This window comes from Paracoccus chinensis, from assembly GCF_900102885.1.
GTDB classification, from domain to species: domain Bacteria; phylum Pseudomonadota; class Alphaproteobacteria; order Rhodobacterales; family Rhodobacteraceae; genus Paracoccus; species Paracoccus chinensis.
Map to the genome: position 1 here is coordinate 42,097 of NZ_FNGE01000009.1, position 25,990 is coordinate 68,086.

Consider the following 25,990-nt stretch of genomic DNA (forward strand, 5'->3'; position numbering starts at 1 on the left):
CGGCCTCCCCATGCCACAGGCGGGGCAGCGGGGAAAGTGCGCCCTGACTTCACGTCACGCTTGCCCGACGGCCCGTCCCCGACACCAATCGCGGGCAGGGAGACAAGGGAGGACCCCATGAGAACCATCACGCTCGCCGCCGCCTTCGCGCTGGCCGCAGGGACAGCGCTGGCCGCCGACCCGATCGAGGGCATCTGGCAGACCCAGCCCGACGAGGGCGCGGTTGCGCTGGTCCAGATCGCGCCCTGCGGCGGCGCCTATTGCGGAACCATCGTCAAGACCTTCAAGGGGAAGGAGGAATACAAGTCCCCCAACCTCGGCAAGCAGATCGTGATCGGCATGGCGCCCTCGGGCGGCGGCGCCTATGCGGGCAAGGTCCTGCGGCCCGCCGACAACAAGACCTACAACGGCAAGGCGCAGGTCAGCGGCGGTTCGATGAAGCTGTCGGGCTGCGTCGCGGGCGGGCTCATCTGCAAGTCGCAGACCTGGACCAGGCTCAAGTGAGACAAGCGGCCGCGCCCGGGCAGGGCGCGGCCAATTGAGTCAGCGGCGCACGACCAGGCCCGAGCGGCGGATGGCCGCCGCCAGCCCCGGATCGACGCTGCGCCCGCCGTTCGACGGGTCGATGCCCAGAAGCCCGTTCGGGCACATCCGGTCGTCGTCCCAGCCTGGATGGTCGGCCACCGGGTAAAGGCAGATCCCCTCGACCGGCACGCCCCGGGCGCGGGCGCGGGCGGTTTCGGCGGCCACGTAGTCGAACCATGCGCCGCGCCGGTCGCCTTCGGTTCCCGTTTCGGCGATCAGCATGGGACGGCCATAGCGGGCCGAGACCTCGAACAGCAGGTCCGAAAGCGGGCGATAGATCACGTCGTCCACGTCCACCGTCTGCCCCCCGTGGTTCCACTGGTTGTTCCAGTAGTAGTTGACGCCGACGATATCGAGGAAGGACGGATCTCCGCCGATCTGCGGCCACATCCAGCCGCCCAGCAGCTCGAAGGCCTGGAACTGGGCGTCGTGCCAGCCATGGGCCTCCCACCGGGGACGGCCGGACCAGTCCACATGGTGGATGGCGATCAGCGGCTCGGCATGGACGAAGCGGGCGCGAGGGTCCACGGCGCGCAGCTCGACCATGGCGGCAATCGAGGCACGGGCAAGCTGGCACTTCAGCTCCCAGCCGCGCCCGGCGCCATAGGGATTGAGATAGCGCGCGTCCCCGCCTGCCCAGGCATGGAAGCTGATCTCGTTCACCGGGCACCAGAAGGGCACCTCGTCCGTCAGCCCCCGGACATGCTCGGCCACGGCGCGGGCATAGCGGGCGAAGCGATGGACGAACTCGGGGCGGTAGATGTCGATGTCCTCGGGCCAGCCGTAATGCAGCAGGTCCCAGACGACCTGGGTGCCGCTATCCCGCGCTGCCTCGACCATGGGCGTGAAGCTGGAAAAATCATAGGCGCCGCCCCGGTCGATCAGGTGCCAGCGCGCGCCGTCCCGGCAACTGCGGATGCCCAGCGCGCCGAGCTGGCGGTAGTCCTGCGCCGCGTGCCGGTCATGGCCGACCGCGGCCATGATGTCGCGGTGCGGACCCCAGCCGCGCCGATGCGTCGAACACTCCCAGCCACCCAGAACGAAGCTGCGGAACAGCGAGGGCGGGGGCGCGGCGGGAATCTCGTCCAGCACCTCGTGGATCAGCGCCTGCCATTGCGGGATCACGACCTCGGTCGAATAGGTCGCCTCGACATGGGCGCGAAGGCCCGCGCCAAGCCGCCCGCGCAAGGCCGGGTCGCGGATCAGCCGCAGCATGGCCTCGGCCACCGCGTCCGGGTTCTCGTGGGGCACGAACAGCCCCGACCGGCCGTCCACGATCTGCTCGCAGGCGCCGTTGTCGGGCGTGGCGATCACGGCCAGACGCGCGGCCCCGGCCTCGGCGATGACATGGGGCATCCCCTCGCCGACGCTCAGCCAGCAAAGCCCGTCCATCGCCGCCATCAGGTCCGGCACGTCCCGGCGGTCGCCGATGAAGATCATCCGATGCGCCACGCCCGCCGCATGGGCGCGGCCATGCAGTTCATGCGCGTATTCCGGCATGAAGGCGTCCGGCCCGCCCACGACGACAAAGCGCGCGCGGGGCTCGGCGGCCGCAACACGGGCGGCGGCGTCGATGAAGTCCTCGACTCGCTTCTTGCGGTCCAGGCGCCCGACCCAGCCCATCAGCACCTCGTCTGGCGCGACACCCAGTGCGTGGCGCATCGGCTCTCGCGCCTCGGGGCGGAACTCGGACAGGTCCACCATCGACGGAATTTCCCGCGCATGGTGCCGCCGGTCGGGCATCTTCGAGGCGGCGGCCTCGCGGATGCTGTCGCAGACGCCGACATAGCGAGAGGTGAAGTGCTTGGGCCCCGACAGCGCCTCGCGCACCAGCCCGCCATGCTCGATCAGCGGCGGGCGCAGCTTCAGCCGTTCGAGCGCCGGATAGATGTCGGCCACGTCCTGGCAGGACACGACCACATCGAAGCCCGGCAGCTTGCGCCGCAGGTAATCGACCGTGTCGTCGAAGCTCATGTCGTAGGGCGCGGTGTCGACATGGATGCCCAGGGCCCGCAACTGGTCGTGGGTCTGGTCGGGCATCCCTTCCTTGCGGAAGCAGGCGACGACGTCGATGCGGTAACGGTCGCGCGGCAGGTGGCGCGCCAGCAGCCGCACCTCGGTCTCCTCGCCGCCGACGACCAGCCAGGCGAAGACGAAAAGGATGCGGATCTTGTTCGCATCCGGGTGCGGCTGGGGGAAGTGGTGGGGCGGAATGCCGCCCCACACGGGTTCGGGCGCATGGGCGCCGTGATGGGGCGTGGGTTCCGCCCCCGCGTCCGGCGCGTCGGTCAGCAGCGCCGCGTCCTGTTCCTCGCGCAGGCTCATGTCGCGTCAAACACGATCTGGAGGAACTCGGGCCGTTCATGCACCAGATGGCGCAGGAAGTTCGGCGCGTCGTCATAGGGCACCACATGGGTGATCATGTGGGCCCGGATGGCCTCGCCCTCGCGTTCCAGCAGGCGGATGGTTTCCGCCGCCAGCCTGCGCTGGTCCCAGGCCTGGGCCACGGCGCGCGGCATCCGGTTGATCTGCGCGCAGCGGATCGAGAGCCCGTTGTGGTGGAACTCTTCCCCCAGCCGCAGCCCGTCCATGCCGCCCTGATAGAAGGCGAGGTCGATCACCGTCCCCTGAGGGCGCAGCGCCTGCAGGCAGCGGTTGAGGCTGTCGGGCCGCGCGCGGGTCTGGAAGACATATTCCGCCCCGCGCCCCCCGATCTTGTGGTGCCACAGCGTCTTGGCGTGGCGCACGGCGTCGTCCTCGCCCATCGCCTCGAAGCCCATGCGCCGCGCGATCTCCTGCCGGAAGGGCGAGGGGTCCACGACCACGATGTCCGAAGCCCCGCCCATGCGCGCGAACATCGCGCAGAAGAGGCCCACCGTGCCGCCGCCCCAGACCAGCACCGGCCGCCCCTCGACCCCTGCGCCGAGGAAGGGGACGTTGGCGCCGAACTGCTCGGCATCCGCGTGCAGGATGCCGTTCGCGGCGATGGGGCCCATCTGTGCCACGAAGATCCCCAGGATCGGGTCCATCGCGCGCGGCAGCTTCAGCAGCAGGTCATGGGCCGGGTCGGCCGTGTGGCCGGTCTTGTGGCCGAAGGTCGTGCCGACCAGGTCGCCATGGCCGAAGCCCGGCGCGCGGGCGTCCACAACACGGGCCGATTCCATGTAGCCCAGGAAGTTGACCGGGAAGCGGGCCGAGGGCTCGCCGGGAATGAACAGCCCCTGCCAGTCGTCCCAGCGGCTGTGCAGATAGGGGTTCGTCCCCTTCATGAAGGTCAGTTCGGTGCCTGCGGACAGGCCGGTGTACAGAAGGTCCAGCCGGACGCGGCCGTGGTCGGTCGGGCCTTCGTCATAGTGGAAGAAGAAGGGCTCGCCCTGGCGCTCGATCCCGAGGCTGCGGATGGTGCGGTGCTGATGCGGCAGGGTCGGCATCTTACGCAACGGATGAACGAAAGATGGGCTGCGGGTCAGCCCGCAGCCCCTCCATCTTCACAAGGGCGCCCGCCTGGGCCGAACGGGTGATCGCAAGGGCCACGCGGTGGGTCTCCAGTGCCTCGGCATAATCGCAGCGGATGCGGTTCTGGCGGCCCATGACCGCCTCGACGAAGTCGCGGTCCTCGCGCCAGACGGGATCGCCTTCGGCGCGGCGCACCGGGCGGCCCTGGCCCACGTCCACCATCAGGTCGTGGTCGGTGATCTCAAGCGCCATGGCGTCCGAGAAGACATGCAGGCCGACGCGGTGATTCCAGCGCAGAAGGCAGGTCGAGGCGAGGTTCGCCACGGCCCCGCTGGCAAAGCGCAGCGTCGCCGCCGTCGCGGTCGGGACGGTCAGGCCGGGAAAGTCGCCGCGCTCGCGGTGCGAGGCCAGACCGAAGACATCGGTCACGTCGCCCGCAAGGAAGCGCGCGGCGTCGATGATGTGGGTCGCCTGTTCCACGACCTGTCCGCCCGAGCGGTCCTCGCGCCACCACCATTCGGGGGGCGGTGTCTGGTCGATCCAGAAGCCCTGCATCAGCTGGGCGGGGTTCTGCGCCAGATGCGCGCGGGCCTCGTCCATCGTGTCGAGATAGCGCCAGTGATAGCCGACAGCGGTGATCAGGCCCGCGGCGGCGACCTCGGCCGCGATCTCCTCGGCCAGGTCCAGGTCCAGGGTGATCGGCTTCTCAACGAAGAAGGGCAGGCCGCGAGCGATGCAGGCGCGTTCGGCGGGGCCGTGCGCGAAGGGAGGGACGCAGATATAGACGGCGTCCAGCTCTTCCTCGGCCAGCATCGACTCGTGATCGGGGTAGGTGCGCGCGCCCATGCGGCGGGCGGCATCCTCGGCGCGGCCCGCGTCGGGGTCGGTGACGGCGACCACGGCCACGTCCGGCATGGTCTCCAGAACGCCGAAATGGCGATGGGCGATGCCGCCTGCGCCGATGAAACCCAGTCTCAGTCTGTCCATTCTGTCCCCGGTTCTGTGCCGCAAGGCGGCGCGATAAATGCGAGCTGTATCGGCGGCCATGCGTCCGGCCGTGAACCGCTCGGCAAAGCGCGACGCCTGCCTGCGGGCAGTTATGGCGCGCCTTTCAGGATTGTCGAGGGCGTCCCTGAGCGCCTCGGCCAGATACCGCGAGCGGCGCGGCGGGACCAGCCACGGATGGTCCGCGCCCAGCGCCTCGACGCTGGGGCCGATGCGGGTGGCAACAATGGGCAGGTCCGCCGCCATGGCTTCCAGAAGCACCAGCGGCAGCCCCTCGAAAGCCGAGGGCAGGGCCAGCAGGTCGGCCTGCGCCATCAGCCCTGGCACGTCGTCGCGGCGGCCCAGGAACTCGACCGCGCCGATCAGGTCCAGCCGTTCGGCCAGACGTTCCAGCCGCGGCTGCAGGGGGCCCGAGCCGACAAGCTGCAGCCGCGCGGGCAGCCCGCCCTTGTGCAGTCGGGCAAGCGCCAGCATCAATGTGCAATGCAGCTTCTGCGCGGTGAAGCGCCCGACGCACAGGATCACGGGCGCGGCGCCCTTGCCCTTGCGGCGGGGCAGGGGCGCGGGCGCGATCCCGTTCGCCACGGCGGTCACCGGCAGGCGGGGGCCGGGCATCCGCCGCGCCGCCCGGCGCCAGCCCTCGCCTGCTGCGGCGGACACGGCAATGACCGCGTCGACGTGGTCCGAGGCCGCCGCGTATTCCGCGACCTGCCGGGGGTCCGTCAGCAGCCAGGGCAGATGTTCCGTGCGGATCACCGCGGCGCCGGCCGCGCGGGCGGCGGCGGTCAGGCCGTGGCCTTCCCAGCCGATGCCCGCATGGACATGGACAAGATCGACCCCCGTGGTCGCGATGGCCTTGCGCCAGCAGCCGCCGACCGTGCGCGCGGCGATCCCCTGCGCCAGGGCGCGCTCGGCCAGCCGCCGGCCGGCCGGGTGATGGGGAAATGCCAGTTCCGCCGAAACGCCCTCGGCCGCCAGTGCGGCGGCCAAGGTCAGCATGTGTTCACCCACCCCCGAGGGCTCGGGGCTGTCCGTCACCAGCAGTGCGCGCAAGCCTTATTCCGCCCCCAGCGCCGCCGCCGCCGCGGGACGAAGCTCGGCCGCGATCCGGCGGTGAACCGCCAGAGCCTGCCCGACCACCTGGTCCATGTTGTAGTAGCGGTAGCTGCCCAAGCGGCCTGCGAAGATCACGCCGCGTTCCGCGCGGGCAAGATCGTCATAGCGGCGGAACAGCTCCTGGTTCTCGGGGCGCGGGATCGGATAATAGGGCTCGCCCTCGGCCGAGGGGTATTCGTAGGTGACCGAGGTCATCGGATGCACCTGCCCCGTCAGGTGCTTGTATTCCGTGATCCGCGTCCAGGGCACGTCCTCGGCCGGATAGTTCACCACTGCGACCGGCTGCATCTTCCGCATCGGCAACGTTTCATGCCGGAAGGCCAGGCTGCGATAGGGCAGGTGCCCGAAGCGGTGGCCGAAATAGGCGTCGATCGGCCCGGTATAGACCGTCAGCGCCCCCCGGTCCGCGCCCTTCAGCCCGTGGAAGTCCGTGGACAGCGCGATGTCGATGCGGGGATGGTCCAGCATCCGCTCGAACATCCGGGTGAAGCCCTCGCGCGGCATCGCCTGGAACTTGTCAGTGAAATAGCGGTCGTCGGTGTTCGTCCGCGTGGGCACCCGCGAGGTCACGGTCTTGTCCAGCTGGCTGGGGTCCAGCCCCCACTGCTTGCGCGTATAGCCCTGGAAGAAGGTCTCGTAGAGCTCGCGTCCGACCGCGTTCACCACCACATCGCGCGAGGTGCGGATGTCCGCCACCGGCTCGGCCCGCGAGGCAAGGAAGGCCGCAGCCTCCTCGTCCGTGGACAGCGACAGCCCGTAAAGCTGGTTCAGCGTGGTGCGGTTGATGGGCATCGGCACCTGCTTGTCGCCCACCTGCGCCAGCACCCGATGCTCATAGGGGCGCCACTCGGTGAAGCGGGACAGGAAGGACACCACCTCGTCGCTGTTGGTGTGGAAGATGTGCGGTCCATAGCGATGGACGAGGATGCCTGCCGCGTCGCGATGGTCATAGGCGTTGCCGGCGATATGCTCGCGCTTGTCCACCACCAGCACCCGCTGGCCCGAGTCCTCGGCCAGCTTGCGCGCCAGAACCGACCCCGCAAAGCCCGCGCCGCAGATGGTCACGTCATAGCCGCGCGCGCCACGGCGGATGCCGGGGGCGGGGAAGCGGTCCACCGGGGCGGGCTCGACCCGGCGGCGGGCGGCGGCGGCCACCTGCGCGGCCATGGCTGCGAAGCTCGCGTCCCAGCTCATCGAGGCAAGCGTGCGGTCCGCCTCGTCCCGCCAGGCGCCGGGCTTGCGGGACTGCTGCATGGCGGCCTCGCATCTCGCGATGAAGGCCCCGGGTCCGTCCGCCACATGCACCGCCGCGAGGTCGCCATAATGGCGCAGCACGTCGCGCACCGGCGTCGAGACAACCGGCCGCCCCCCCGCCAGATACTCCGGCGTCTTGGTGGGCGAGATGAAGCGCGTGGCCTCGTTGATCGCGAAGGGCATCAGCGCCACGTCCCAGCCGGCCAGGTACGCGGGCAGTTCGGCATAGTTCTTCTGGCCCAGCCAGTGGATGTTCTGGGCGCGGGGCAGGTCGGCCTCGGACACCTTGGCCAGGGGGCCGACCATCACGATCTGCCAGTCGGGCCGGGCCTTCGCTACGGCGGCGATCAGGCCGAAGTCCAGCCGCTCGTCGATGACGCCGTAATAGCCCAGGCGCGGACGGGGGATGGAGGCCAGGTCATGCGGCTCGGACCCCTGCGGACGCCGGGCCGAGGCGAAATGCGCCGTGTCCACTGAAGACGGGAAGGGGTGGATGTTGTCGTGGCGGTTGCGCTTGGCTTCCCAGATCGACCAGCCGCCGGTGAAGACCACGTCCGAGGCGGCGATCAGCTCATCCTCGCGCTGCCGCAGCTCGGGGGGGGCGAAGCGGAAGGACGACAGCTCGTCCATGCAGTCATAAACAACGGCCGCGGCGTCCACATGGCGCGCGATCGGCCACATCATCGGCGTGTAGAACCACAGCACCGGCTTGTGGATGCCCGTCAGCGCCAGCATCTGGTCCAGCAGCCGCGCCAGCGCCGCCTCCTGCTGCTCGCGGCTCCAGCGGTCGGGGACGCGGGGGCGGATGGACTGGACGGTCGTGCCCTCGAAGGCGTGGAATTCCAGATAGGGCAGGTGGTGGTTCGTCGGGATCGCCTCTTCCCACATCAGAACGCGCCGCGTCCGTGCAAAACGGCTCATCTGATGCTGCGGTCGCTGCAGGACGAAATCCCATCGCAGATGCGAGAAGCAGATCAGGGGAACATGCGCGCCGTGATCGTCGGCAAAGGCTGGCGACAGAACGGGAGCGATCGGGGAGACGTCGTGCATCATCTATCCTTTACGGGCGCAGCGGCGAGGGCCGGCTGAGCGGCTGGCGATCCGGACAAGCCGGGTCGGTGATGAATGGTTCCTGACGGTTGCTCGACAACGGCTGGCGCCGTGCCGAGTGTTGTAAATCGGCGCCACCTCGTCCAAGGGCCCTTGGCCCCGAGATCACGCCTTTTCTGAAAAATCAGTATCCTAGCCGCGAAGTCCGAAGCCTCTCCCCGAACTGCCCGAGACAAGGCCCGATCCGACACGATCAAAGCCCGATGAACCCGGAGCCGGCCGATAAGGTGCAACCGAGTGGAGCGGTGCTGCCGTGCAACTTGCGAGTACTCATAACCAGGGACTAGAACAGGGGGTGGCAGGTTTTACATCATCCAAAAGTGATAACATAGTTAAGAGCCGGTAGTTCCCGGCTGGTCCCGGGCCCGGGATCGCCGCCAGGTGCCTTCTGAACGCAAGGGGTCCTCATGCTGCTGAACCGCGCCTACCCGGACATCTTCTCGGAGCCCGAGGCTCAGCTGCTTGCCAACATGCTGGGACCGCCGTCCGTCGCGCGCAGCCGCACCAGGATCATCCGTGCCGACGTGATCCTGGACCAAAGCCTCTACCTGACGCGGGGCATGCTGGGCCGCTACAGCATGGACCGCCAGGGACGGCGGCAGTTCGTGGGCATCCAGATCGCGGGCGATTATTTCGACCTTGCGGCCTACCTGCTGACATACCTGGACCATGACATCGACGCGCTGTCCGCCTGCGAGATCCGGCCGACCAGCCACGGCCAGCTCGGCCACCTCGCGCTGGAAAGGCCGGACCTGTACAACAAGCTCTGGAAGATTTCGCTGATCGATGCCTCGATCGACCGCTACTGGATCTTCCGCCTGGGGCGGCTGGCCGGAAAGGCGCGGGTCGCCAACTTCCTGACCGAGATGTTCGTGCGCCTTTACGCCCGCGGCCTTTGCAGCACCACGCATTACGAGCTGCCGCTGTCGCAGAACGACTTGGCCGAGATCAACGGGATGACCTCGGTCCATATCAACCGGCTGCTGGGAGAGCTGCGGCTGGACGGGCTGTGTACCCTGTCCGACGGGATCGTGCGCCTGGGCAATCTGGTCGGACTGGCGCGCGTGGGGCATTATTCGCCCGAGTATCTGTATCTCGCCCCCGGGATTTCCGCCGAGGTGCGGGGCCTTCTCGGACTGAGGATGGCCGCGGCAGAGCGGCTGGCGGAGTAACCGCAGCGGTGGGGCAGAAAAGGACAGGCTGGCGCATGCCCGTGCTTGTGCCGAAGGGCTCCAACCCTGCGCGGCGTCTCAGCGGAGGACCAGGAGGCCGCATGAGCGCCGAGATGGAGTTTGCGGGCTGAGCCGCTGCCGGAGCATGTCCCCGCGCAAGCCCGGCCGGAGCCCGGGTCCGGTGCCACTTCTGGCTCCATGCCCCTTGCTCAGGCTGCCGATCGAAAGTTGCGCATGAACATGAAGAGACAGCCTGCACGGGGTGCAGGTCGCCTCATGAAGCTTATGCAAGGAAAGGCTCAGCCCGCTGCCGCAGGCTCCTTCTTGGAGTCCGCGTGGATCTGCAGGGGCCGCGCCGAGGGATTGTCCACGGCTTCCTCGTTCACCACGATCTCGGTCACGCTGGTCAGGCCCGGCAGTTCGAACATGCTGTCGAGCAGGATGTCCTCCATGATGGACCGCAGGCCGCGGGCGCCGGTCTTGCGCTTGATCGCGCGGCGGGCGATGGCCTTCAGCGCATCCTCGGTGAAGGTCAGCTTGACATCCTCGAGGTCGAACAGCCGCTGATACTGCTTGACCAGCGCGTTCTTGGGCTTGGTCAGAATGGCGATCAGCGCGTCCTCGTCCAGGTCGGTCAGCGTGGCGATCACCGGCAGGCGGCCGACGAATTCGGGGATCAGGCCGAACTTCAGCAGGTCCTCGGGTTCCAGGTCCTTGAAGACCTCGCCCACGCCGCGGTCGTCGTTTTCCTTGACCGACGCGCCGAAGCCCATCGCCGTGCCCTTGTTGCGCTGGGCGATGATCCGGTCCAGCCCCGCGAAAGCGCCGCCGCAGATGAACAGGATGTTGGTCGTGTCCACCTGCAGGAATTCCTGCTGCGGATGCTTGCGCCCGCCCTGCGGGGGAACGCTAGCGACCGTGCCTTCCATGATCTTCAGCAGCGCCTGCTGGACGCCCTCGCCCGAGACGTCGCGGGTGATCGAGGGGTTGTCGGACTTGCGCGTGATCTTGTCGACCTCGTCGATGTAGACGATGCCGCGCTGGGCGCGTTCCACGTTGTATTCCGACGCCTGCAGGAGCTTGAGGATGATGTTCTCGACATCCTCGCCGACATAGCCGGCCTCGGTCAGCGTCGTGGCATCCGCCATGGTGAAGGGCACGTCGAGGATGCGCGCCAGAGTCTGCGCCAGCAGCGTCTTGCCGCAGCCGGTCGGGCCGATCAGCAGGATGTTCGACTTCGCCAGTTCGATGTCGGACTTCGAACTGTGGTTCAGGCGCTTGTAGTGGTTGTGGACCGCGACCGACAGCACGCGCTTGGCGTGTTCCTGCCCGATCACGTAGTCGTCCAGCACCGCCATGATCTCGCGCGGCGAGGGGACGCCGTCGCCTGTCTTGAGGCCGGCGCTTTTCGTTTCCTCGCGGATGATGTCCATGCACAGCTCGACGCATTCATCGCAGATGAACACGGTCGGGCCCGCAATCAGCTTGCGGACCTCGTGCTGGCTCTTCCCGCAGAAGCTGCAGTAGAGCGTGTTCTTGCTGTCGCCGCCGGGCTGGTTCGCCATCGTCGTCATCCTTGCCTTTCAGGGACCGCGCGGTCGAAACGGACCCCGCACGGTTCGGCCTGCGCCGGACAGGCGCCTTTTGTTCTGTCCGCCCATGTTAGATAGGGCGGTCGTCGGTCACAATCCCGCTTTCCTCACAAAAAAAAGCGAGATGCGGCGGTCAGCCCTCGGGGACGGCCTTGCCGCGCGCCTCGAGGATCTCGTCGATGAGTCCCCAGTCCTTCGCCTCGTCCGGCGACATGAAGCGGTCGCGTTCCAGCGCCTGCTCCACCTCGTCCAACGTCCGGCCGGTGTGCTTGACATAGATCTCGTTCAGGCGGCGCTTCAGCTTTTCGGTTTCCTGCGCGTGGATCAGGATGTCCGAGGCCGTCCCCTGGAACCCGCCCGAGGGCTGGTGGACCATGATCCGGCTGTTCGGCAGCGAATAGCGCGCGCCCTTTTCCCCCGCCGCCAGCAGCAGCGAGCCCATCGACGCCGCCTGGCCGATCACAAGAGTCGAGATCCGCGGGCGGATATACTGCATGGTGTCATAGATCGACAGGCCCGAGGTCACGATGCCGCCGGGGCTGTTGATGTACATGCTGATGTCCTTGGACGGGTTCTCCGCCTCGAGGAACAGAAGCTGGGCGCAGACCAGCGTCGCCATCCCGTCATGCACCGGCCCGGACAGGAAGATGATCCGTTCCTTCAGCAGCCGCGAGAAGATGTCATAGGCCCGTTCGCCCCGGCTGGTCTGTTCGACGACCATCGGGACAAGCGTGTTCATGTAGTATTCTGCCGGATCCTGCATCTCGCCCCGTCACTTGCTGATTTCGATTCGCCGCCGACCATCCCCGATCGAACCCGTCATAGGGGCGAAAACTTGACAGAGTCTTAGTTACGGGCGAGGTCCACCGCAAGGGATGGGTCGAATGCGAAAGAGTTGCCGATGCTGTTGATGGTGGGACTGGGCAACCCCGGTGCGAAATACGCCGGTAACCGGCACAACATCGGCTTCATGGCCTTGGACCGGATCGCGGCCGACCACGGCTTCTCGCCTTGGAAGGCGCGCTTCCAGGGGTTGGTGGCCGAGGGGCGGCTGGGAGACCTGCGCGTCACCCTGCTGAAGCCGCAGACCTTCATGAACTTGTCGGGCCAGTCGGTGGGCGAGGCGATGCGCTACCTCAAGCTCATGCCCGCCGAGGTCGTGGTGCTGCATGACGAACTCGACCTTGCCCCCGGCACCTGCCGGCTGAAGAGCGGGGGCGGGCACGCGGGCCACAACGGCCTGCGCTCGATCCACCAGCATATCGGAGAGGACTACCGGCGCCTTCGGATCGGCATCGGCCATCCCGGCCACAAGGATCGCGTCAGTGGCTATGTCCTGTCCGACTTCGCCAAATCCGAGGAGGGCATGGTCGAGGACCTGCTGCGCGGCATCTCGGACGGCGCCACGGCGCTGGCGCGGGGTGACGGCGCTGCCTTCGGCACGGCGCTGGCAGCCCGGGTGGCGCCCGCACCCAGGAAACCGCGCGTCTCCGAGAAGGCTCCTGCGGCCGAGAAAACATCCGAACCCGAGCCGCTCAGCATGGCCGACCGCCTCCGCGCGCTGGGCGACCGTTTTCGCTAGCCGGTTCTTCTTCGTTCAAATATCCCGGGGTCCGGGGCAGAGCCCCGGCCTTGAGGAAGGAGCCTGCCATGGAACCCTCGCTGAACGTCCTGGGAGAGCCGCTTCAGCCCTGCTCGACGCGGCCGCTGACGGGTTTCTACCGCAACGGCTGCTGCGACACGGGCCCCGAGGACCGGGGCAGCCACACCGTCTGCGTGATCGCCACCGAGGAATTCCTGGCCTTCTCGAAATATCTTGGCAACGACTTGTCCACGCCGCGCCCCGAATATGGCTTCGCCGGGCTGAAGGCAGGCGATCGCTGGTGCGTCTGCGCGGGCCGCTTCCTTCAGGCCGCGCAGGAATTTGCGGCGCCGCAGGTGGTCCTCGCCTCGACCCACCTTCGGGCGACCGAGATCGTGCCGCTGGAACTGCTGCGCGCCCATGCGGTCGATGCGGCGAAGTAGGGCGGCAAGGGCCTGTAGCGGACCGGCGGCTCGATCTGGTGGAGGGTCTGTCTCGGCTGCTCCTTCATGCAGGGGCGCGCGCTCCGCAGCCCTAAGAAGTTTCCGGCCACGATCGACACCTCGGCCATTGAACCTTGCCTGTCACGGGTCCGTTGAAACTTGCCGGCAAAGGTCGGGCGCGGCTGGTCCCGCCGCTGCCGTGTCGCCCCTCTGTCCCGTACGTGCTGCTGACGCGCTGAGGCTTACGCTTCGACCTGCACACCCAGGTGGCGGGCAACGGTGAAGATGTCCTTGTCGCCCCGGCCGCTGAGATTCATCACGATCAGGTGCTCGGGCGGCAGCTCGGGCGCGATCTTGGCGATATGGGCGAGTGCATGGCTGGGCTCGAGCGCCGGGATGATCCCTTCCGTCTCGCAGCAGAGGGTGAAGGCCGCCAGCGCCTCGTCATCCGTCACGCTGACATATTCGGCGCGGCCGATGTCGCGCAGCCAGGCATGCTCGGGCCCGATGCCCGGGTAGTCCAGCCCCGCGCTGATCGAGTGGCCTTCGAGGATCTGCCCCTCGTCGTCCTGCAGCAGGTAGGTGCGGTTGCCGTGCAGGACGCCCGGACGGCCTCCTGTAAGGGACGCGCAATGCTGCATCGTCTCGTCCACGCCCTTGCCGCCGGCCTCGACCCCGATGATCCGCACCGAGCGGTCGTCGAGGAAGGGATGGAAGATTCCCATGGCGTTCGAGCCGCCACCGATGGCCGCGATGACGGTATCGGGCAGGCGCCCCTCGCGTTCAAGGATCTGGGCCTTCGTTTCCTCGCCGATGATGCGCTGGAAGTCGCGGACCATGGCCGGATAGGGATGCGGCCCCGCGACCGTGCCGATGCAGTAGAAGGTGTCGCGGACGTTCGTCACCCAGTCGCGCAGGGCGTCGTTCATCGCGTCCTTGAGCGTGCCCCGGCCCGACTGGACGGCCACGACCTCGGCCCCCAGCAGCTTCATGCGGAAGACGTTGGGCTGCTGGCGCCGCACGTCCTCGGCACCCATGTAGACCACGCATTTCAGGCCGAAGCGCGCGCAGACGGTGGCCGTCGCCACCCCGTGCTGGCCCGCGCCGGTTTCGGCGATGATCCGCGTCTTGCCCATGCGGCGCGCCAGAAGGATCTGGCCCAGCACGTTGTTGATCTTGTGGCTGCCCGTGTGGTTCAGCTCTTCGCGCTTCATGTAGATCGTGGCGCCGCCCAGCCGTTCCGTCAGCCGCTCGGCCTTGTAGAGCGGCGACGGGCGGCCGACGTAATGCGTCCACAGCTCGTCCATCTCGGCCTTGAAGGCGGGGTCGGTCTTGGCCTTCTCGTATTCCGCCTGAAGGTCGAGGATCAGCGGCATCAGCGTCTCGCTGACGAAGCGGCCGCCGAAGATGCCGAAACGGCCCTGTTCGTCCGGCCCGGTCATGAAGCTGTTGATGAGGTCTTCGGCCATGATGGTCCCCCGCAGTCAGATGGGCTTCTTAAAGCCGATATGCGATCCGGTAAAGCCGAGCCCCTCGTAGAAGCGCAGCGCATCGGTCCTTGTGGCGTTGCTGGTCAGCTGGATCAGCGTGCAGCCAGCGGCGCGCGCCCGCGCTTCGGCGTCGGCCACCAGCAGGGCGCCAAGTCCTTGGCCGCGCAGGTCTGACGCGACGCGCACGCCCTCGATCTCGGCCCGGCGGCTGGCGGACAGGGACAGGCCCGACATGGTGATCATCTGGTAGCAGGCGATGACACGGCCTTCCTGCTCGGCGACGATCAGGTGATTGTGACCCTCGGCCTGCATGGCGTCGAAGGCGGCCAGATAGGTGTCGAGGCCCGCGCCCTCGCGCGTGCGGCCCAGCACGTCGTCGGACAGAAGGTCCACGACCGCCGGAACATCCTCTCGGGTCGCCTCGCGGAAGACGGGCGCGGCGGTCATTCCTGCGCCGCGGTCACGAAGCCGCGGATCAGGGCCGGGTCCTTCTGTCCGGGCGCGGCCTCGACCCCCGAGGAGACGTCCACCATCGGCGCGCCGGTCAGCCGCACGGCCTCGGCCACGTTGGCGGGCGTCAGCCCCCCGGCCAGCATCCAGGGCTTGAGCATCCGGCGCCCGGCCAGCAGCCGCCAGTCGAAGGACAGCCCGTTGCCGCCGGGCAGCGCCGCATCAGGCGGAGCCTTGGCGTCCACCAGCAGCAGGTCGGCGACAAGCCCGTAGTCCCACAGCGCGTCCAGGTCCGAAGGCACGGAAATGCCAACTGCCTTCATCACCGGAAGACCGGTGCGCGCCTTGACCTCGGCCACGCGTGCGGGCGTTTCGCTGCCGTGAAGCTGGATGATGTCCAGAGGCACCCGGTCCAGCACCGCGTCCAGCGTCGCATCGTCAGGGTTCACGAACAGTCCCACGCGCGCCACCCCAAGCGGTACCTCGGCGGCAAGTGCGGCGGCAGCCTCGACCGAGAGATTGCGGGGCGATCTGGGGAAGAAGACGAAGCCTGCGTAGCGCGCACCCGCCTCTGCCACGGCGGAAAGGTCCTCCGGGCGCGTGATGCCGCAGATCTTGACCTGGGCCATCGGTCAGCGGCGCGCGGGCAGCGCGGCCGGGCTGGCGGGCAGGGGGGTGTTGGCCGGAACCGTGGCACCAGGGGCCGCTGCCGGGGCAGGCGCGGGCTTGGGGGCGTCGAGGATCGCCAGAACCTCGTCGCGCGGCGCATGGTGCGTCACGCGCAGGCCACGCACCTCGCGTTCGAGCAGCTGCAGCTCATGCGCGCGGCGGGCGGATTCCTGGCGCACGGTGGTCTCGCGCATCCATTCCCAGACCAGCCCCAGGACCATGCCCGCGAGCAGCGCCAGGATGATGACCAGGAACAGTGGCATCTGCACCTGCCAGTCGCCGCCCATGTAGCGGTCCAGCCGCCCCGGAAACAGGCTGACCGTGACCAGCTGCCGGTTGGCCAGCGCCACCCCGACCAGGATGATGGCCAGCAGCGCGACAAGCAGCATCCGGACATAGCGCATCGGAACGACCTTTTCCTGCAGACCCGCACGGGGTCGATTGAGCGGGCTCAATCTCACTCATCGCGGCGTCGGGTGCAACCGCCTCGCGCGGTCGGGCGCGTCACTCGTCGGACTGGTCCAGCCCGTTCAGGCGGTCGCGCAGCAGCTTGCCCGTCTTGAAGAAGGGGACGTGCTTTTCATCCACCTGCACGGTTTCACCCGTGCGGGGATTGCGGCCCTGGCGGGATTGGCGCTGCTTGACCGAAAAGGCGCCGAAGCCGCGCAACTCGACCCGCTCGCCCCGCGACATGGCCGAGATGATCTCGTCGAAAACGGTGGCGACGATCCGTTCGACATCGCGCTGGAAGAGGTGGGGGTTTTCCTCGGCGATCTTCTGGATCAATTCGGAACGGATCATGGTCGCCCTGTTCTACCTATGGCTTGGTCCGCGCGCGGCAATGGCATGGGTTCCCAACGCGACCGGACTGATAAGGTTGCAGGTTTTCTGCTGCAACTCCAGCCCTTACCGCATGAGAAAGGCCGCCCCCGAAGGGGACGGCCCAAGGATGCCGGCAGATCGGGCGCTCAGCCGCGGCGGTTCAGCGCCGCGCCCAGGATGTCGCCCAGCGAGGCGCCCGAATCGGACGAGCCGTACTGGTCGATCGCTTCCTTTTCCTCGGCGATCTCGCGGGCCTTGATCGACAGGCCAAGACGGCGGGTCTTGGTGTCGATGTTGGTCACGCGGACATCGACCTTGTCGCCGACCGAGAAACGCTCGGGGCGCTGGTCCTGACGGTCGCGCGCCAGGTCCGAGCGGCGGATGAACGACTTGACGCCGTTATATTCCACCTCGATCCCGCCATCCTCGATCGCGGTGACTTCCGCGGTGACGACATCGCCCCGCTTCACGCCGTCAACGGCCTCGGACATGGTGTCGTTTTCCATGGCCTTGATCGACAGGCTGATGCGTTCCTTGTCGATATCGACTTCCTGCACGACCGCGCGGACGACGTCGCCCTTGCGGTAGTTCTGGATCGCATCCTCGCCACGCTGGTCCCACGACAGGTCGGACAGGTGAACCATGCCGTCGATGTCGCCTTCCAGGCCCACGAACAGACCGAACTCGGTGATGTTCTTGACCTCGCCCTCGATCGGGGTGCCGGCCGGGTGGGTTTCGGCGAAGACTTCCCACGGGTTGCGCTGGGTCTGCTTGAGGCCCAGGCTGACGCGGCGCTTCTGCTCGTCGATCTCCAGCACCATGACGTCCACTTCCTGCGAGGTGGAGACGATCTTGCCGGGATGGACGTTTTTCTTGGTCCAGCTCATTTCCGAAACGTGGACCAGACCCTCGACACCGGCTTCCAGTTCGACGAACGCGCCGTAGTCGGTGATGTTGGTCACGCGGCCCTTGTGGACCGAGCCGATCGGGAACTTGTCGGCCACCGTGTCCCACGGATCGGACTGGAGCTGCTTCATGCCCAGGCTGATGCGATGGGTTTCCTTGTTGATCTTGACGACCTGGACCTTGACGGTCTCGCCGATCGACAGGATCTCGGACGGGTGGTTCACGCGGCGCCACGCCATGTCGGTGACGTGCAGCAGGCCGTCCACGCCGCCCAGGTCGACGAAGGCGCCGTATTCGGTGATGTTCTTGACGACGCCGTCAACGACCTGACCTTCGTGCAGGTTCGAGATGACCTCGGCGCGCTGTTCGGCGCGGCTTTCTTCCAGGATGGCGCGGCGCGACACGACGATGTTGCCGCGGCGGCGGTCCATCTTGAGGATCTGGAACGGCTGCTTCAGACCCATCAGGGGGCCGGCGTCGCGCACGGGGCGCACGTCAACCTGCGAGCCGGGCAGGAAGGCCACGGCGCCGCCCAGATCGACGGTGAAGCCACCCTTGACGCGGCCGAAGATGGCGCCTTCGACGCGCTCTTCCTTGGCGTAGGCCTGCTCCAGACGGTCCCAGGCTTCCTCGCGGCGAGCCTTCTCGCGCGAGATCGAGGCCTCGCCACGGGCGTTTTCCACGCGGTCCAGATAGACCTCGACCTCGTCGCCGACCGACAGGTTGGCTTCTTCGCCCGGATTGGCGAATTCCTTCAGATCGACGCGGCCTTCCATCTTGTAGCCGACGTCGATGATGGCCTGCCCCGCCTCGATGGCGATGACGCGGCCCTTGACGACCGAACCTTCGTCCGGAGTGTCAATCTCGAAGCTTTCGTTGAGGAGGGCTTCGAATTCCTCCATGGATGTTTGTTTCGCCATGCGGCAGGTGTGTCCTTTGGTCGGGTTGCTGGCCATGCGGTTGGCTCCGCCGGTCTGCCTTGCGTAACGCGAAAGGGTCGCAGCATAAGGCCCGACCCATTCCAAAGCGGCCTGTTCTGGCCATGTCGTTCACAAGACTTGGGCGCGCCTATAGCGCAAATCCCCGCATCTGGCAAGGGTTCAGCCCGGCAGCCGTGCCGAGATCCGGGCCGTGGCGGCGTTGCTTTCGGGCGCGTCGAAGATCGGGTAGACATGCAGCCCGCCGGGGCAGAGCGTCAGGTCCACCTGCACCCCCGCCGCGCGCATCCGGTCGGCCAGCGCCTCGACCTGCGGGCGCAACATGTCGCGCGTGCCCTGGTAGATGTCGGTGGGCGGCAGGCCCGCCATCTCGCCGTTCATCGGGCTGAGGCGCGGGTCACGCGGGTCCGCGCCATTGGCCCAGACCTCGCCCGCCAGCAGCGCGCCCGCCCGGGCCAGCATGGGGTCGTCCTGCCTGCGCTCGTCAACCTCGGGGTCGCTGCAGGTGATGTCGGACCAGGGTGCGAGCAGGACCAGCTTTCCCGGCAGCGCCTGTCCCCGGTCGCGTAGGTGCATGGCGAAGGCCAGCGCCAGCCCGCCCCCGGCGGAATCGCCCATCAGCGTGATGGGACGGCCAGGATGGCGAAGGGCGATCTCGGCCCACAGGCCGTCCAGCAATGCGAATGCGTGGCGGACGTCGTATTGCGGCGCGAGCCCGTAAAGCGGCACCTCGATCACCGCGCCCCCCTGGGCCAGCGTGGTCAGAAACTGCCAGTGCGGTGGGGCGATCCCGCAGACATAGGCCCCGCCATGCAGATAAAGGACCATCGGCGCGTCCTGCGCCACGTCCTTGGGCGAAAGCGTCCAGACGGGGCGGCCCTGAAGCTTGCGCCTGACCGTGTCCAGTTCCCGCCGCGTCCGCCGGGGCAGGGGAAAGTCGCGGGACAGAAGCCCCGTCGCCATCAGGGCACGGATCAGCCGGGGGCGACGGGCGAAGGGCTGGATGGTGAGGCGGGCCATCCGGCCCAGACGCCGCATCTCGCGCGACCCGGCGGCGGTCATCGGGTGAGGGCCTTGGGGAAATGCGTCATCAGCTGCTCCTTTCACCTGTCCGGTGCCTGGATCGCCGCGCCTGGACAAAGATCGCCAGCGCCACAAGCATCATCGCGGCGGCGGCCAGGAACGGCATCCCCGGCGCATAGACCAGCGTATTCTCACGCGTGAAAAACGCAAAGATCGCGGTCATGATCAGCGGCGAGACGCCCATGGCGATGGCCGCCACCGAGGACAGGACGCCCTGCAACTCTCCCTGCTGGTCGTCGCGGGCGAGGTTCGACATGATCTGCTGAAGCGCGGGCCCCCCCAGCCCGGCGATGGCGGCCAGGGGTGTCAGGGCCAGGGCCCACAGCGGGCTGGTGACGAAGCCGTAGAAGACGAAGGCCGCGATCTCGAGCACGAAGCCCAGGACCACCGTGCGGCCCGGTCCGAAGCGCCGGATCGCGGGGCCGACCAGCACGCCCTGCACGAAGGCGATGGCGATGCCGAAGGCCGCCAGCGACAGGCCGATATGCAGCGGGTCCCAGCCGAAGCGGGCCTTGCCAAAGAAGCTCCAGACCGCCGGATAGACATAGCCGGCAAGGTTGAAGAGCGCGAAGACCGCCAGAAGCGGCGCGATCCCCGGCAGCTTGCCCACGGCCGAGAACGAGGAAAGCGGGTTGGCGCGCCGCCAGCTGAAGGGGCGGCGGATCGACCGCGTGACGGTTTCCGGCAGGACGAAATAGCCGAAAACCATGTTGGCAAAGGCAAGCCCGCCCGCGATCCAGAAGGGTGCCCTCAGGTCGATGGTCGAGGCTAGGCTGCCCAGCACCGGCCCCAGCACGAAGCCCACCCCGAAGGCCGCCCCGATCAGGCCGAAGTTGCGGCCCTTTTCCTCGGGCGTCGAGATGTCGGCCATGTAGGCGGCTGCCGTCGCGTGGGTCGCGGCCATGATGCCGCCGATGATGCGGCCGATCAGGATCAGCGTAACGGTATGGGCGACCGCCAGCAGCACATAGTCCAGCGTCATCACGAATAGCGCTGTCAGCATGACCGGGCGGCGGCCATAGGCGTCCGACAGGTTCCCCACGACGGGGCCGAACAGGAACTGCATCGCCGCATAGGCCGTGCCGAGGATGCCGCCCCAGACGGCGGCGCCAGACAGGTTCTGGCCGGTCAGTTCCTCGAGCAGGTCGGGCATGACAGGAAAGATCAGCCCCATGCCGGTCGCGTCGATCAGCACCGTCAGCAGCACGAAGATGCGCGCCGCCCGTCCGGCCTTGCGGCGGAAGGCCGCGCGGCGCCGGTCTGCGCGGGTTCTGACGGAAATCTGGGACATCTGGCACTCGCAGGGACGCTGGCGCCTCTCTGCCATGAACGGGGTGCGAGCGAAAGCGGCCCCGCCCTCAGGGGTGCAGGCGGCTTTCTGCGGGGCGCACCAGATCGGACAGGGCGGCGGCGAGGTCGGCGCGCAGGCTGCGCCGCTCCTCGGGGCTGAGGAAGGCGCCAAGCTCGATCTCGCGCCGGCCGTCGGACAGGGTCAGGTAATCCTCGACCGGCCCGTCGCGCCGCAGGGTCAGCCGCACCCAGTAGGGATTGCCCTGCCAGCGGCGGGCCGGACGGCCGGGGTCGTGGCGGGTGACCGACATCTCGGCCGGGTTCAGCGCGACTTCCTCGAACGCGCCGCCGCCTTTCCAGCCCCGCTGGACCGCCCACCACAGTCCCGCCAGCGCCGCCAGGGCGAAGGGCAGCAGCCCCCACATGACGGCCGAGCCGATGACTGCCAGCAGGGGCAGCGCCAGCGTTGCCGCCGAAATCCCGATCACCCAGGCGAAGCCCTCGGGCGTCAGCGAGCGGTGGCGCCAGATCAGCAGGCGGCGGGTGCCGTCGGGGTCGTCGGGCTGCCAGGCGTAGGGCATGGGGTCCGCATCCAGGGTCTTCCACGGAAAACGGCCCCGGATCGCTCCGGGGCCGCAGGGTTCAGGTCGAAGGGATCAGTGCCCGCGGGCGTGGTCCCAGTCCTCGCGCTTGGGCAGCTGCTCGAAGGTATGCTCGGGCGGCGGCGAGGGCAGGGTCCATTCCAGCGTGTCGGCGAACTCGTTCCAGTAGTTGTTCTCGGTCACGCGCTGGCCGGCGAACAGCGTGTAGAACACTACGCCGATGAACCACAGGAACGAGGCGAAGGCGAGATAGGCGCCCATCGACGAGATGTTGTTCCAGTAGGCGAAGGCATCCGGATAGTCGATGTAGCGGCGCGGCATCCCCTGCTGGCCCAGGAAGTGCTGGGGGAAGAAGATCAGGTTCGAGCCGATGAACATGGCGAAGAAGTGGACCTTGCCCGCCCATTCCGGGTACTGGCGCCCGCTCATCTTGCCGATCCAGTAGTAGACGCCGGCGAAGATGGCGAAGACGGCGCCCAGCGACATCACGTAGTGGAAGTGCGCCACGACATAGTAGGTGTCGTGATACACGCGGTCCAGCGGAGCCTGGGAGAGCACGACGCCGGTGACGCCGCCCACGGTGAACAGGAACAGGAAGCCGAAGGCCCAGAGCATGGGCGTCTTGAACTCGATCGAGCCGCCCCACATCGTCGCGATCCACGAGAAGACCTTGATGCCGGTGGGCACCGCGATCGTCATGGTCGCCAGCATGAAATAGGCCTGCTGGGTCAGCGACATGCCGACGGTGTACATGTGGTGCGCCCAGACGACGAAGCCCAGGATGGCGATCGCGGCCATGGCCAGCACCATCGGCAGGTAGCCGAAGATGGGCTTGCGCGAGAAGGTCGAGATCACGTGGCTGATGATGCCGAAGCCCGGCACGATGATGATGTAGACCTCGGGGTGGCCGAAGAACCACAGGATGTGCTGGTACAGCACCGGGTCGCCACCGCCGGCCGGGTTGAAGAAGTTGGTGCCGAAGTTGCGGTCCATCAGCAGCATGGTGATGGCGCCGGCCAGCACCGGCAGGGCCAGCAGGATCATCCAGGCGGTGATGAAGACCGACCAGGCGAACAGCGGCACCTTGAACATCGTCATGCCGGGGGCGCGCATGTTCAGGAAGGTGGTGATGATGTTGATCGCGCCCAGGATCGACGAGGCGCCCGAAACGTGGACGGCGAAGATCGCCAGGTCCATCGAATAGCCGCCCTCGGTGGTGGACAGCGGCGGATAAAGCACCCAGCCCACGCCCGAGCCGAGCTGGTCGTTACCGCCCGGCGCCAGGATCGAGGCGATGCCCAGCGCCACGCCGCAGACGAACAGCCAGTAGGACAGGTTGTTCAGCCGCGGGAAGGCCATGTCCGGCGCACCGATGTGCAGCGGCATGAAGTAGTTGCCGAAACCACCGAACAGCGCCGGGATGACGACGAAGAACATCATCAGGACGCCGTGGTAGGTGATCATCACGTTCCACAGGTGGCCGTTAGGGGTGCAGACCTCGTCCACGCCGGCGGCAAGGAAGCGCGCGCCTTCGAGGCACATGTACTGCACGCCGGGATGCTGCAGCTCCATCCGCATGTAGACGGTGAAGCTGACCGAGATCAGCCCCACCAGACCTGCGGTGAAGAGGTAAAGGACACCGATGTCCTTGTGGTTGGTGGACATGAACCAGCGGGTGAAGAACCCGCGGGTGTCATGCTGCGCACCTTGGCCGTGAACGGCGGCATCTGCCATGCGAAGCTCTCCTCAGAATCGTGCCGTCGCGGCGGCTGGCCGGGCGGACTGGCTGAGGCTCGTTCTAGAACAGGATTCCCCTTGCGGCAATGCGTCGCGCGGGGGCCGGTGCGACAAAAAAGTCCCCCGCCCGCAGGCGCGGACGGGGGCCGATTCAGGTGCCGTTCCCGTTGCGGGAAGACAGGTGCGTCAGTTCGTGGCCGCAGGCGCCGCCGCTGCCGCGTCGCCCCCGGCCGCAGGCGCCGCTGCGGCCGCCGCATCGCCGTCCGCCGCCGCGCCGGCATCGGGCGAGTGCTGCGCCAGGAAGGCGACCACGTCGGCCTGGTTCTTGGCCAGCTTGAAGGTCATCTTCGACTTCGCGGCGGTGTCCCCGGTGTATTCCTTCACATAGGCGGTCGGGTCGGTGATGTACTCGATCAGGTGGGCCGCGTCCCAGACCTGGTCGGGGTTCTTCTCGGCCAGCTCGATCAGACCCTCGCCGTACTTGTAGCCCTCCTCGGCGGCATAGGGACGGCCGACCACGCCATACAGGTTGGGGCCGGTCTTGCCGCCCTTCACGATGTCCGTGCCGTCCGGCGCCTGGATCATGTGGCAGGCCTTGCATTTCTTGAACTCTGCCTCGCCCTTGGCCGGGTCGCCGGCCGCATCCTGGGCCAGGGCGGGCATGGCAAGGGCGAAGGTCGCGAGAGTGGCAAACAGGCTGGTCTTCATCGGATCGTCCTTCCTCAACGGATCATTCGTGACGAGAGCGGTCTCTCTCGGGCACAGGGCATATCATCGCGCGCGCTTTCGCAAGAGAACAAAGGTCATAGACCCGCATTTGGTTCACCAAGAACCTTGCAAAAGCTGGTCATCAGCGCGTGATCCAGATCGGCCATCGTCACCGGAAGGCCGAGATCGACCAGGCTGGTGACGCCGTGGCCGCTGATCCCGCAGGGAACGATGCCGCCATAATGCGACAGGTCGGGTTCCACGTTGATCGAGATGCCATGGAAGCTGACCCAGCGACGCAGCTTGATGCCGATGGCGGCGATCTTGTCCTCGCGCATGATGCCGTCCGCCAGCGGGGCCTTGTCGGGCCGGGCGATCCAGACGCCCACGCGGCCTTCGCGGATCTCGCCGCGCAGCCCGAACTCGGCCAAGGCGGCGATCACCCATGCCTCCAGCGACTGGACAAAGGCGCGGATGTCGCGGCCGCGGCGGTTGAGGTCCAGCATGACATAGGCCACGCGCTGTCCGGGGCCGTGATAGGTGTATTGGCCGCCGCGCCCGGTGGGGAAGACCGGAAAGCGGCCGGGATCGGTCAGGTCCTCGGGCCGGGCCGAGGTGCCCGCCGTGTAAAGCGGCGGATGCTCGACAAGCCAGATGGCCTCCGGCGCCTCGCCCGCATGGATGGCGGCGACGCGCGCCTCCATCCATGCCACCGCCTCGGGGTGGGGGAACAGGCCGGGGGTCAGCAGCCACTCGGGGCCGGGTGGGGCCGAGGGCAGTCGCTGCGTGTCGGAAGTGGGAAGTTCGGTCATGACGCGCCACAGATGACGCCAGCCATGCCGATAAGCAAGCGCAGCCTCCCCGGGCTGCCGCAGCCTTTTCCTCCTTGCCCATATATCCCCAGTCTTCCGAGCCCCGGAAAACAGTCCGGTGGACTGTTTTGGGCGAGGAAGGGGCGGAGCCCGATCGGGCAGCGCCCCGGTCCGGAGGTCAGGCAAACGAAAGACTAGAGCTTTTCGCCCATCGGCTGCCGGATCTGCGCCCGGCGCCGACGCACCTCGCGCAGGTGCGACATGTGCGCGGCGTTGGGGCCGGGCGGGGGCAGGTCCAGGACGGCGCGGCGCAGCGCCTCGATTCCTTCCTCGGACTTCGCGGGCAGGCTCGCCGGGTCGATCGGCTTTCCGACCGTGATGCGGTAGGTGTGGCCCGCCTTGTTCAGCACCTCGTTGAACAGCGTCACGTCCCGCAGAGTCGGGTGGATCGCGTCCAGCAGGTAGAACAGGGCCGAGTTCCTCGCCCGGATGTGCAGTGGGATGACGGGCGCGCCGAACTTGCGCGCGATCATCACGGCGCTGGCCATCCAGGGCCGCTCGTGCAGCTTCAGCCCGTGCCGCTTGGCCAGCCGCCCCGAGGGGAAGATCAGCCCGATCCGCCCCTGGCCCAGCGCGGCGCGGGTGTAGTCCATCGTGTATTTCGTCTTGGCGTGGCTGCGCTTCTCCATCCGCCATTCGACCGGGGCGATCAGCTCCTCGGTCTGGGGCAGGACGCGGATCATGTCGTGGTTGGCGTAGATGAACAGGTCGTCGCGCACGGCCGAGACGACCGCGTGCAGAACGATCCCGTCCGCGATCCCCGTCGGATGGTTTGCCACGATCAGCGCGGGGCCGGTCGCGGGGATGTTCTCCAGCCCGTCCACCCGCAGGTCGCGCACGATCAGCGCCGAGATGCGGCGCATGATCTCCTCGGTCGGCAGGTCGCGGAACTCGGCCGCGAGATCGATGGAACGGGGATAGCGCAAGAGCCGCATCATCAGCCGCTTGGCCAGCGTGTGATGCGGCTTGCCGGAATAGAGCCAGGGCGCCCGTTCGGCGATCAGCGGGTCCAGCCGTTCCTGCATCTCGACCCGGGCGGGCAGGCGGCCCGGATCAGGCGTGTTCGTGGGCGCGTGGCTCATGACGTGCACCTATCCCCTGAGACTTG

23 protein-coding genes are annotated in these 25,990 nt (G+C 67.7%); 4 read left to right on the forward strand and 19 right to left on the reverse strand.

Annotated features, from left to right (window positions below; all coding sequences use genetic code 11):
* Positions 1–117: 117 nt before the first annotated feature.
* Positions 118–504 carry a DUF2147 domain-containing protein gene (locus BLQ03_RS10735; RefSeq protein WP_090755804.1) on the forward strand — a complete coding sequence of 129 codons (387 nt, stop codon included), beginning with the start codon at positions 118–120 and terminating at the stop codon, positions 502–504.
* A 39-nt stretch (positions 505–543) separates the two neighbouring features.
* Here the strand turns inward: BLQ03_RS10735 and BLQ03_RS10740 are convergent, their stop codons facing one another.
* From BLQ03_RS10740 to glf, 4 genes are read right to left on the reverse strand one after another with little or no spacing between them, the layout of a single operon-like run.
* Complete coding sequence (locus tag BLQ03_RS10740) at positions 544–2,910, reverse strand: glycosyltransferase family 4 protein (RefSeq protein ID WP_090755806.1); 2,367 nt, start codon at positions 2,908–2,910, stop codon at positions 544–546.
* A complete protein-coding gene (locus BLQ03_RS18585) occupies positions 2,907–4,016 on the reverse strand; it encodes a zinc-dependent alcohol dehydrogenase (RefSeq protein WP_217629703.1) in 1,110 nt (369 codons plus the stop codon). Before BLQ03_RS18585 ends, BLQ03_RS10740 begins: the two co-directional genes overlap by 4 nt.
* Position 4,017: 1 nt before the next feature.
* Entirely contained in the window at positions 4,018–6,099 is a 2,082-nt protein-coding gene (locus BLQ03_RS18590; RefSeq protein ID WP_217629704.1) for a glycosyltransferase, read from the reverse strand.
* A gap of 3 nt (positions 6,100–6,102) precedes the next feature.
* The gene (gene glf, locus BLQ03_RS10750) at positions 6,103–8,337 is read right to left on the reverse strand and encodes a UDP-galactopyranose mutase (protein ID WP_090756113.1); all 2,235 of its coding nucleotides are present in this window, start codon (positions 8,335–8,337) and stop codon (positions 6,103–6,105) included.
* 596 nt (positions 8,338–8,933) lie between these two features.
* Between glf and BLQ03_RS10755 the strand changes: the two genes are divergently transcribed.
* The gene (locus tag BLQ03_RS10755) at positions 8,934–9,698 is read left to right on the forward strand and encodes a Crp/Fnr family transcriptional regulator (protein ID WP_090755809.1); all 765 of its coding nucleotides are present in this window, start codon (positions 8,934–8,936) and stop codon (positions 9,696–9,698) included.
* Positions 9,699–9,997: 299 nt separating this feature from the next.
* Here BLQ03_RS10755 and clpX read toward each other — a convergent pair whose 3' ends face one another.
* Both clpX and BLQ03_RS10765 read right to left on the reverse strand, forming a co-directional pair.
* Positions 9,998–11,263 (reverse strand): ATP-dependent Clp protease ATP-binding subunit ClpX, encoded by a 1,266-nt coding sequence (gene clpX / locus BLQ03_RS10760; RefSeq protein WP_090755811.1) that lies wholly within the window; start codon positions 11,261–11,263, stop codon positions 9,998–10,000.
* A gap of 160 nt (positions 11,264–11,423) precedes the next feature.
* Positions 11,424–12,053: an ATP-dependent Clp protease proteolytic subunit gene (locus tag BLQ03_RS10765; RefSeq protein WP_090755814.1), complete on the reverse strand. Its 630-nt coding sequence runs from the start codon at positions 12,051–12,053 to the stop codon at positions 11,424–11,426.
* A 138-nt stretch (positions 12,054–12,191) separates the two neighbouring features.
* Here BLQ03_RS10765 and pth point away from each other — a divergent pair, with 138 nt between their 5' ends.
* Both pth and BLQ03_RS10775 read left to right on the forward strand, forming a co-directional pair.
* On the forward strand, positions 12,192–12,872 hold the full coding sequence (gene pth / locus BLQ03_RS10770) for an aminoacyl-tRNA hydrolase (RefSeq protein ID WP_090755816.1): 681 nt from the start codon (positions 12,192–12,194) through the stop codon (positions 12,870–12,872).
* Positions 12,873–12,940: 68 nt separating this feature from the next.
* Positions 12,941–13,315 (forward strand): DUF2237 family protein, encoded by a 375-nt coding sequence (locus BLQ03_RS10775; protein ID WP_090755819.1) that lies wholly within the window; start codon positions 12,941–12,943, stop codon positions 13,313–13,315.
* A 242-nt stretch (positions 13,316–13,557) separates the two neighbouring features.
* Here BLQ03_RS10775 and trpB read toward each other — a convergent pair whose 3' ends face one another.
* The 13 genes from trpB to BLQ03_RS10840 all read right to left on the reverse strand — a co-directional run bounded on the left by trpB (position 13,558) and on the right by BLQ03_RS10840 (position 25,964).
* On the reverse strand, positions 13,558–14,784 hold the full coding sequence (gene trpB, locus BLQ03_RS10780; RefSeq protein ID WP_090755822.1) for a tryptophan synthase subunit beta: 1,227 nt from the start codon (positions 14,782–14,784) through the stop codon (positions 13,558–13,560).
* A 15-nt stretch (positions 14,785–14,799) separates the two neighbouring features.
* Positions 14,800–15,252, reverse strand: coding sequence for a GNAT family N-acetyltransferase (locus BLQ03_RS10785; protein ID WP_090755824.1), 453 nt, complete (start codon positions 15,250–15,252; stop codon positions 14,800–14,802).
* A complete protein-coding gene (locus BLQ03_RS10790) occupies positions 15,249–15,884 on the reverse strand; it encodes a phosphoribosylanthranilate isomerase (RefSeq protein WP_090755827.1) in 636 nt (211 codons plus the stop codon). Before BLQ03_RS10790 ends, BLQ03_RS10785 begins: the two co-directional genes overlap by 4 nt.
* 3 nt (positions 15,885–15,887) lie before the next feature.
* Positions 15,888–16,328, reverse strand: a complete 441-nt coding sequence (locus tag BLQ03_RS10795; RefSeq protein WP_090755830.1) for a LapA family protein — start codon at positions 16,326–16,328, stop codon at positions 15,888–15,890.
* A 100-nt stretch (positions 16,329–16,428) separates the two neighbouring features.
* Positions 16,429–16,725, reverse strand: a complete 297-nt coding sequence (ihfB, locus tag BLQ03_RS10800) for an integration host factor subunit beta (RefSeq protein ID WP_090755833.1) — start codon at positions 16,723–16,725, stop codon at positions 16,429–16,431.
* A 167-nt stretch (positions 16,726–16,892) separates the two neighbouring features.
* Positions 16,893–18,608 carry a 30S ribosomal protein S1 gene (rpsA, locus tag BLQ03_RS10805; protein ID WP_090756116.1) on the reverse strand — a complete coding sequence of 572 codons (1,716 nt, stop codon included), beginning with the start codon at positions 18,606–18,608 and terminating at the stop codon, positions 16,893–16,895.
* Between the two features lie 144 nt (positions 18,609–18,752).
* Entirely contained in the window at positions 18,753–19,652 is a 900-nt protein-coding gene (locus tag BLQ03_RS10810) for an alpha/beta hydrolase fold domain-containing protein (RefSeq protein WP_090755836.1), read from the reverse strand.
* A 28-nt stretch (positions 19,653–19,680) separates the two neighbouring features.
* Positions 19,681–20,964 (reverse strand): TCR/Tet family MFS transporter, encoded by a 1,284-nt coding sequence (locus tag BLQ03_RS10815; RefSeq protein WP_090755839.1) that lies wholly within the window; start codon positions 20,962–20,964, stop codon positions 19,681–19,683.
* A gap of 67 nt (positions 20,965–21,031) precedes the next feature.
* Complete coding sequence (locus tag BLQ03_RS10820) at positions 21,032–21,544, reverse strand: DUF2244 domain-containing protein (RefSeq protein ID WP_090755842.1); 513 nt, start codon at positions 21,542–21,544, stop codon at positions 21,032–21,034.
* 75 nt (positions 21,545–21,619) lie between these two features.
* Positions 21,620–23,299, reverse strand: coding sequence for a cytochrome c oxidase subunit I (locus BLQ03_RS10825; protein WP_090755845.1), 1,680 nt, complete (start codon positions 23,297–23,299; stop codon positions 21,620–21,622).
* 189 nt (positions 23,300–23,488) lie between these two features.
* The gene (locus tag BLQ03_RS10830; protein ID WP_090755848.1) at positions 23,489–24,010 is read right to left on the reverse strand and encodes a c-type cytochrome; all 522 of its coding nucleotides are present in this window, start codon (positions 24,008–24,010) and stop codon (positions 23,489–23,491) included.
* Between the two features lie 95 nt (positions 24,011–24,105).
* Positions 24,106–24,822: a lipoyl(octanoyl) transferase LipB gene (gene lipB / locus BLQ03_RS10835; protein WP_090755851.1), complete on the reverse strand. Its 717-nt coding sequence runs from the start codon at positions 24,820–24,822 to the stop codon at positions 24,106–24,108.
* A gap of 194 nt (positions 24,823–25,016) precedes the next feature.
* Positions 25,017–25,964, reverse strand: a complete 948-nt coding sequence (locus tag BLQ03_RS10840; RefSeq protein WP_245688841.1) for a lysophospholipid acyltransferase family protein — start codon at positions 25,962–25,964, stop codon at positions 25,017–25,019.
* Positions 25,965–25,990 lie beyond the last annotated feature (26 nt).